This window comes from Candidatus Poribacteria bacterium, assembly GCA_021295755.1.
Lineage (GTDB): Bacteria > Poribacteria > WGA-4E > WGA-4E > PCPOR2b > PCPOR2b.
Genome location: JAGWBT010000157.1, coordinates 15,346 through 23,147 on the forward strand (window position 1 = coordinate 15,346; position 7,802 = coordinate 23,147).

The 7,802-nt window shown below is 50.0% G+C and carries 5 protein-coding genes; 2 read left to right on the top strand and 3 right to left on the bottom strand.

The window, feature by feature from the left end:
- Positions 1–192 precede the first annotated feature (192 nt).
- The 3 genes from J4G02_19510 to J4G02_19520 are packed head-to-tail and all read right to left on the bottom strand — an operon-like array spanning position 193 to position 3,339.
- Positions 193–1,308 carry a mandelate racemase/muconate lactonizing enzyme family protein gene (locus tag J4G02_19510; protein ID MCE2396721.1) on the bottom strand — a complete coding sequence of 372 codons (1,116 nt, stop codon included), beginning with the start codon at positions 1,306–1,308 and terminating at the stop codon, positions 193–195.
- A gap of 17 nt (positions 1,309–1,325) precedes the next feature.
- Positions 1,326–2,135, bottom strand: coding sequence for a hypothetical protein (locus J4G02_19515; protein MCE2396722.1), 810 nt, complete (start codon positions 2,133–2,135; stop codon positions 1,326–1,328).
- A gap of 34 nt (positions 2,136–2,169) precedes the next feature.
- Complete coding sequence (locus J4G02_19520) at positions 2,170–3,339, bottom strand: LLM class flavin-dependent oxidoreductase (protein ID MCE2396723.1); 1,170 nt, start codon at positions 3,337–3,339, stop codon at positions 2,170–2,172.
- 786 nt (positions 3,340–4,125) lie between these two features.
- On the opposite strand from J4G02_19520, the gene J4G02_19525 reads away from it, so the two are divergent.
- Both J4G02_19525 and J4G02_19530 read left to right on the top strand, forming a co-directional pair.
- Positions 4,126–4,905 carry a sigma-70 family RNA polymerase sigma factor gene (locus J4G02_19525; protein ID MCE2396724.1) on the top strand — a complete coding sequence of 260 codons (780 nt, stop codon included), beginning with the start codon at positions 4,126–4,128 and terminating at the stop codon, positions 4,903–4,905.
- A gap of 396 nt (positions 4,906–5,301) precedes the next feature.
- Positions 5,302–7,761 carry a CotH kinase family protein gene (locus J4G02_19530; protein MCE2396725.1) on the top strand — a complete coding sequence of 820 codons (2,460 nt, stop codon included), beginning with the start codon at positions 5,302–5,304 and terminating at the stop codon, positions 7,759–7,761.
- Positions 7,762–7,802: the final 41 nt, after the last annotated feature.

A 7,802-nucleotide genomic window follows, 5' to 3' on the forward strand; every position in this document is an offset into this window, starting at 1 on the left:
GTGAGATCCCTTAACTGTGAACACGGCTGGCACAGCGTGTAAGAATCCCAATCCTTTTAGGTTTGGGAGCACGTCAAATGCTCTATTGTCAAGCCGTAAGGGAGCACACAACTTGAGTTAAGGCAATCAGGACTTATCGGGTTAGGAATACAGGCTGAAACTTCCTTATCGTTAGCCATACGTTAGATCGTTTTAGTGAGCCACAGAACCATCGGCATGGAAACTGCCGGTAATCTGTCTCGATTGGTAAGGGAATTTACCCAATTTGGATTCGTTGATTTCCAGTCCAATGCCCGGTCGATTCGGTACGATAACATACCCGCCGTCACGCTCAAGGGGATGATCGACAATCTCGTTGAAGGCGTCAGCGCCGGTGTGGCACTCATGCGTAAAAAAGTTGGGGATGGCTGCATCGAGTTGGACAAATGCGGCAAGGTTGACCGGACTCCCCATCAGGTGTGGGAAAATACCCACAAAGGAGGCTTCAGCGAGTGCCGCAATTTTTTTACAGTGCGTGATGCCGCCCGCCAGTGAAACATCGGGACGGATGAGGCTGACGGTTTTCTTGTCAATGAGTTCTTTGAACTGTTGGATGTTATAGAACCGCTCACCGGTCGCTATCGGGATGTGAACGTGTTGGGCGACGTACTCCAACGCTTCGATGCTCTGCGGTGCGATCGGGTCTTCATAGTAGAGAATGTGGAACGGCGCAAGTTCACCGGCGAGGATGATTGCTTCGTCCGGCGTCAGGTTTCGGTGGATCTCAAGCCCCAGATCAATATCGTTGCCAACCGCTTCACGGATAGTTCGGACAATCTCCACCGCTGTTGTAATCGCTTGGGTTGAGGTGCCCTTCTCCCAATTCGAGAAGAATGGGGTTGTTCGGAGCGAGATGTATCCCGCCTCGACGTTTTGGATTGCGCTCTCCGCCCGTTCAGCCAATGTATCTCCGCCAACATTATTAAAGACCTTGACCTTGTCCCGACACTTCCCGCCGAGCAACTGGTACACCGGCAGGTTGGCCGACTTCCCCAAGATGTCCCACAGTGCAACATCAATGGCGCTCATCGCAGCACTGATGGCAGCCCCCATGAAGTGGGAGTTTCTCGAAACCACCTGAAAATGATGCTCGATACGAGCGGGATCTTTGCCAACGTAGTATTCGCTCAGTTCAAGTATGGTTTCATGCACTGTTTTGTGATGTGCCCACAATCCGGCTTCGCCGTTGCCGACAAGCCCTTCGTCAGTGTAGACTCGAACCAGCAGGAAGCCATCTACCAGAAACGGCGTTATCTTCTCAATTTTCATCAAATCTTCCTCTCGTTTTATCCGTTCGATGCTTTCACAATTTCGTTGGTGGCATCTCGGGCATGGGTATAACCGTTGATGAGGGCAGTGACATCGTGACAACAGTTGAGCCAGCGAGCGCCTTTCTCAACAACAGTTCGCATCGGCTCGCCCGGATCAACTGCCGTGCCCATTGTCTTTCCGTGGGCGCGACATGCCTCGCCCACCCTGTCGAAAGCCTCAAGAACAACCTGCTGCGTAATTGGGTGTCCCGCTTCGCGTTCCACACCGTAGCTGTGTGCGAGATCACCGGGTCCCACAAACAATAGATCGATTCCTTCAACGGCGGCGATGGCTTCAACGTCGTCCACCCCTTCCTTGTCCTCGATCATCACACCGAGCAGCGTGTTCTCGTTGGCTTGATCCAAGAACTCCGTGCGTTCAATCTGTCCAAATAGCGAGTCCCTACCACCACCCATACCGCGCAAACCGAGGGGTCGAAACTTTGCCATCCGGACAAACTGACGCGCCTCATCCGCACTTCTGCAGTGGGGCCAAATCAAACCACCGGCTCCCAATTCCAATGTTTTCATAACCTGATTGTAGGGACCGTGAGGGATACGAACAATAACATCAAGATCAACCGTGCGCGCAGCCAAAATCATATTGGAGAGACCATCTAGATTAAGATGGCTATGCTCCATGTCTATCCACACACAGTTGTATCCCGCCAGCGCAAGCACCTCCACAACGATCGGGTTGGATACCCGATTGATCTCTGGAACAGCGATAGTTTCACCCCTGAGAAGCGCGGCTTTTGTATGATTAACTTTGTATTGATTTATCATCTGAAGTTCCTACTTTCATAAGTGTAAATTCAATTCAAGAGGCAGCGGCAACCGCATCCGGAAATTTTGGCAAGACCTCTCTGCCGAACTCTTCTATATCCCGCCGGATTGCGCTAGGCGGGATTGCCAAAGCACCGGCACCTATTGTCACGCGCTCCAAGCCCGGTAATCTATCCTGAATCCCTGAAATCTTTTCAAAAACGTGCGCCGGTGGTCCGCATATCCATCCACCGCCACTCACCAAATCGTGAACGGTCGGAAGCCCAGCCAACGGCGCTTTTTCTGGATCGAAAGTCGCTTGAATCTGTTCCTCAGTGAGCGTAGGCATCCTTCCCAACGGTGCCAGCACCTTGAGTTGTTCCTCAAACCAGACCGATGCTTCCTGAATCGCTTTCTCTTCGGTGTCGGCGATATGTATTTGTAACACCAGAGCCAAGCCCTCACCGAGTTCTGTGTCACGCCCAGCGCGTAAGTGCGCTTCTTGCCACTTCGCAGCAATCTCATCAACTCGTGGACCTCCGGGGACCACGCCTTTGATACCGTGTTTAACCATAAAGTCTATACCCTGCGGACTCGCGCTGAAGATGGGTTGCCAACATTCCACAGGCAGATTGAAGGGACGAGGCACAAGCGTTATCTCCTCCAACTCCTGTCCTCGGTTGAGAATCCTCGCTGGCAGGTCGTAGTGCTCCCCGCGATGGGAGAAAGATTGTTCATTCCACGCCTTGAAAATAATCTCGACCTGCTCCTCAAACAATTCTCGGTTTGCTGCGTCATCCTCAAGCGGCGATCCCAATGTTTCTACTTCCCGCGGAATGTAACCCCGACCGATGCCGAATCTGACACGACCCTTTGTAAGGATATCTGCCATAGCAAAGTCTTCAGCCAATCGAAGCGGGTGCCATGCGGGAATGGTATTAAAAAAACCACCGAACTTGAGCCGCTCGGTATTCTGTGCGAGATAGAGGCTGAGCATCGGTATGTTCGGAATACCGCCGTACCCTTCGCGTTGAAAGTGGTGCTCAGCGAGCCACAAGGTGTCAAAATTCAATTGGTCCATTAACTGAGCAATCGCCTGCGCTTCGTCGAACACAGAGGCTAGATGCTCATCCGATTCTATCCTATCGTCAACACGGAGGCCCTGGAAACCCATGTCATCCATCTCCACATGTCCTCCGTAGAAGTAGTCAAATTTGGTTATCATCTATTTCTCCAACGCTATCGTTTCACGCTCAAACCTCCCCCGTGGGCTTCCCAAGTTTATGCACCACTAGGGCTAGCAGGTATTTTTAACAACTATTAAATCCAATTGTCTACTTTTGTGTTATCAATGCGCCATTTTACTCCTTCCTCATTCTCTCGTCAATAAGATTTTCTATGGATCAACTCAGAGTTTGTGAAAGGCAAAATTGGGCATTGAAAACCTAACCGGCGGTGGTGTATAATAATCTTTTTGCTTGGCGAACTTCCACGTAACAGTATCGGGGAGTGACAGGTGACGATTTAGTGAGAGTTAAACGACTCTAAAAAAAATAAATCGTCTTAATTTTTCGATGAAGTTTCTGGCAACATTGGGGTTATATTAGAATTGTTAATGATAAAATTCTGAAATACAGGGACTGATCGCACTATAATTCTTTTCCAAATTTTTCTCTCAACCTATTAACCAATTAACCTAAAAGGAGGCTATAAGAGATGTTTAACCATACAGGACCGAAACGCACACCAGCGTTGAATCCGCTGACAGAGAGAGCGACCGAGTCAACACCGGGAAACTCCATCACATCCGCTGCGCGAGACACCGTGCGCCCTCATACAGACACCGGATCTGAGGAACAGACCGAGACACCACATCATCCCGCGGGTCGCAGGATTATCCCTGATCTATCAAAGGGATTTAGTTTGGCTCAACTCTCAGTCACTCAGGGAAACACAGATTGGGGGTTCAGGAAGGCTCCCCTAACGTTTTTATCGCCAGAGGAGGCGACAAGTGACAGGTATTTCAACACCCGATTTTGGACCAGAGAACGATTACGAGAAAGGCATAGGCGACGACAAGATTCCGGCTGAATTGGCAGGTGACTCCGAAGCAGAGGGTTCTGATTGTATTCGCTCAATCAGATCGGACGCTTCGCTGGGGTCGACCTGCCGTGCAACGCGGAGAAATCCGAAGGAGACGAGCGTGAGACGATCCGATGAAGATCTAATGTTGTCCGTCAAAGAAGGAAATAGCACAGCATTTGAAACATTAACCAAACGTCATTACACAAACACATTAAACTTTATTTATCGTTTCGTAAACAATCGTATGCTCGCGGAGGATCTGTGTCAAGAGACGTTTTTGCGCCTTTGGCGCAGTGCCCCGACCTATCAACCGCTTGCGAAGTTTACCACTTTCCTTTATCACATTGCAAAGAACGTCTGTTTGAAGCAGATTGCTAAAGATCAGCGAACTCCTTACACATCCTCGCTGGAGGCTCCCGTCCCTAATGATAGCGGCGGCGATTACAACCTATCAGAAGAGATCGCAGATAACCGATATTTGCCGGAGGAGACAACCATTGCTAGGGAGGCAGATGAAGCCATCCAGTCAGCGATCGGTGACTTGTCCGACGAGCATCGGTTAGTTTTTGTTTTGACAGAGCTGCAAGGGTTATCATATCAAGAGGTTGCCGAGATTGCCCGATGCCCTGTTGGTACTGTTGCTTCTCGAAAAAATGCAGCAGTTCGACAACTCCAAAGGAGATTATATAAGCACTTAAATTCATAGCTAGAAATAGCCAAAATTCCCCAAGATGAATATTTACCTCTCAACTCTGATAGGAAATGAGGGGAGGTCATATTCATTGCGAAATTGGCTCCAGCCCCTATATCAATTCAGCTTAAATTGATATAGGGGCATTTTAATTATAGTAAACACGAGAAATAAGAGGACATTTACCAATAACTCCGAGCCGCTCGAAGTTTCTGAAGTCCCCCTGACAATTGAAAGTGTCTCATTAATTCTAAGATCCACTATAATCAAAACCGCAAGCAGTAAAATTCTCAGTTCAGTTTTCTTAAAAAAACCATTTTTTCCGAACAAACGCTATTGCTGTTTGCCTAATACCAGCAAAAGCGCATATAATGAAAACTTAAACTGAACACTTTCTGTGAGGAGAAATCAATGAATTCCAACCACATTATCACCAACCTTTTCGGAATACTGCTTGCCTGTTTAGCCCTAGTCGCCGTAAATGCTTCGGCACAAGATACGCTCTCACAAGAAGAAAAGCGATTTGACCTCAACGGCAACGGTCAGTTGAGCGAAGACGAAAAAGACATTATGATTGAAACAATCGCTCTCGAAGCCTTCACCGGAGTGCAATTCACCGCACAGGAAATTCGAGCAGAGCACGGTGGCAGCGAGCGAGGCCGCTCCGGGGGCAGGCGTGGACCGCGCCGAGCGGAGAAGATTGTCAGCCGCTTTGACACAGATAAGGATGGCAGGTTAAACGATGCGGAGCGAGAAGCCGCTCGCAAATATATCCACGAGAGTCGAGGTGAACGAGGTGCGTCACGCCCATCTGGACGCACATCGCCTCATACAACCCACGAAGCAGATTTGAAAGCGAGCCTTGCTGCCCAACCTAACGGCGAACCCGATCTCTACGATGCAAACACACTCCGTACCATTTATCTCCGATTCCACGACGCAGACTGGTACGAACAACTCGGCGATTTCTATCGAACCGATGTCGATGTGCCAGCAGATTTAATCGTTGATGGGAAGGTCTATCAATCAGTCGGTATCAGGTTCCGCGGTAGTTCCTCCTATTTTACAGTTCAGAACGAGAAAAAGTCGTTCAATATCGCTGTTGACTACGGGGACGACAGGCAACGGCTCTACGGCTATAAAACCCTGAATCTGCTGAACGGTCACTCCGACCCCTCCTTCCTCCGCGAAATTCTCTATTCAAGAATTGCTAGCAACTACATCCCCGCCCCGAAGGCGAACTTCGTCAAACTGGTTATTAACGGGGAAAGCTGGGGCATTTACGTCAGTAGCCAACAATTCAACAAAGATTTTCTCGACGAATGGTTCGGAACCAAAGGTGGGGTGCGCTGGAAAGTCCCGCCCGGACGCGATAGCGGACTGGTTTATAATGGAGACCAACCCTCTGCCTATCAACAATCCTATCAACTCAAAACGAGGGTAGAGGAGGCACCAAACGCTTGGCAGGATCTTATTGAGCTATGCGAAGTTCTTGAAAGCACACCCGACGATCAACTTGAATCTAAACTATCCGCGATTCTTAACATTGATCGGGCACTCTGGTTCCTTGCGCTGGACAATGTGTTCATTGATAACGACGGATATTTCAGTCGCGCAAGCGATTACGCGCTCTACCAAGATCCAAAAGGTCGCTTCCACCTGCTGCTGCACGATAGTAACGAGACGTTCCGATTCGCCGGTGGCGGCGGTCCGAACTCTTGGCAGACCGATGGACAGATGTTATCTCCTGTTTCTCAGGAAAACGATATGATGCGCCCCGTCATCAGTCGCTTATTTGCCATCCCTCATCTACGCGCACGATATCTCGCTCACATTCGCACCATTGCGGACGAATGGCTTGATTGGGATGTGCTACAGCCAATTATTGCGGAATACCAATCACTCGCTGATGCCGAAGTGAAGGCGGACGATAAAAAACTCTACGCTTATGAGGCATTTACCACAAGTCATATCAAGGACTACGGCGGTGGGGGAGGCGGTCCCGGTGGAGGACGGGGCGGTAGAGGCGGGAGAACAACACCGAGCTTCAAGCGTTTCGTTGAGGAACGGGCGGAATACCTGCTCAATCACCCCGAAATCAACAAGCCGACACCAACCATCGCTTCCGTCTCCAAGCCTGATGAACCGATGGCGAATCAGCCCGTACAGATCACAGCTGAGATTGGTAGAGGCGTTGCAGTCGACGCCGTCATCTTGTATTACACGGACAGGCGATTGGGGCACTTCCAGGGTGTGCCAATGTCAAGAGATGGTGCGGTCTACGTGGGGGAGATTCCCGTTTTTCCCGCTGGAAAGAAGATCCGTTACTACGTCGAAGCTCGATCCGCTGGATCGCGCAGCGCGACAACGTTTTTCCCAGCCCAAACCGAATTCGCACCGTTGACCTACCGTGTCACCGCATCTATCGCCGACAATTCCCCGGTAGTTATCAATGAACTGATGGCGAGTAATACGAAGGGGCTCGCCGATCCGCAGGGCGACAATGATGACTGGATCGAACTGCACAACGTGAGCGATTATGCGGTTAATCTTTCAGGGATGTATCTGACTGATAACCAGAACAACCCGCGTAAGTGGCAGTTTCCCGATGATACTCAGATCGCCCCCGGCGGTTACCTGATTGTTTGGGCGGACGAAGATGGCAACGCTGAACCGGGCCTCCATGCCAACTTCAAACTCTCTAGGAATGGAGAAATGGTCATGCTCATTGACACAGATCAGCGGGGAAATCAGATGCTTGATGCAATCAAATTTAAGGCGCAGGGGGAAGATGTCGCCCTCGGCCGAGTGCCCAACGGCACCGGTGACTTTATGTCATTAGAGGGAACACCGGGGACCCAGAATCAATGAGGTAGGCAGACAAATAATCTGCCAAATGTAGCGCAAACTGT